Raw genomic sequence first — 552 nt, 5'->3', positions numbered from 1 at the left:
AGATCCCCGTGAATCACCGGGGCTAGTGCGGTGCGCAGTTTTCCTGCGTCCACTTCGAGTTCGAGGGCGATTAAGGCGATGTCGTAGAGATCTCGGTACCGGGTGGAGCTACGGGTGCCGTGGATCTCGTACATGGCGCAGGTTTTATCGGCGAGCTGGTTTTCTATCGGGTAGGACAGCACGGTGAAGTGCCGGCGAGCGAACGGGACCTCGAGTGGGTCGGCGCGGGTGACCGCCAGTGGTTCGGTGACGGTGGGCGCCTCAAGGTCTCCGGAGACGTCGATGTTGAACCGGGAGAACTCGGTAGTGCCGAATCGGACGATGACGGTCAGTTGGATGTTCTCGACGGTTCCGCTGGCCGTCTCCCTCCGTGGGTTGCGCACATAGAAGGTGTACGGGCCTATTGTGGTCTGGTCCATGGCTGCGATCAGACTGTCGGCGGCTGCGCGATGGCCTGTGGGGGAGGCTTGCCGGTACAGGTCCAAGTCTTGGGTGTGGCGAGCCCCGGGGATGAGGCAGTAGAGATTGGAGTGTTCCCGCTAAAGTGGCCAC

General features: G+C 62.0%; 1 protein-coding gene. It reads right to left on the bottom strand.

The genetic code is table 11. From position 1 onward, the window contains the following. Positions 1-485: nucleotidyl transferase AbiEii/AbiGii toxin family protein (locus G6020_RS15315; protein WP_182611203.1), on the bottom strand; the 485-nt coding region annotated here is incomplete at its 3' end. Positions 486-552 lie beyond the last annotated feature (67 nt).

Origin of the sequence: Dietzia sp. B19 (assembly GCF_014145155.1) — a bacterium.
Lineage (GTDB): Bacteria > Actinomycetota > Actinomycetes > Mycobacteriales > Mycobacteriaceae > Dietzia > Dietzia natronolimnaea.
The sequence above is the reverse complement of the archived record's forward strand: the minus strand, read 5'-3'. Positions and strand labels throughout refer to the sequence as shown.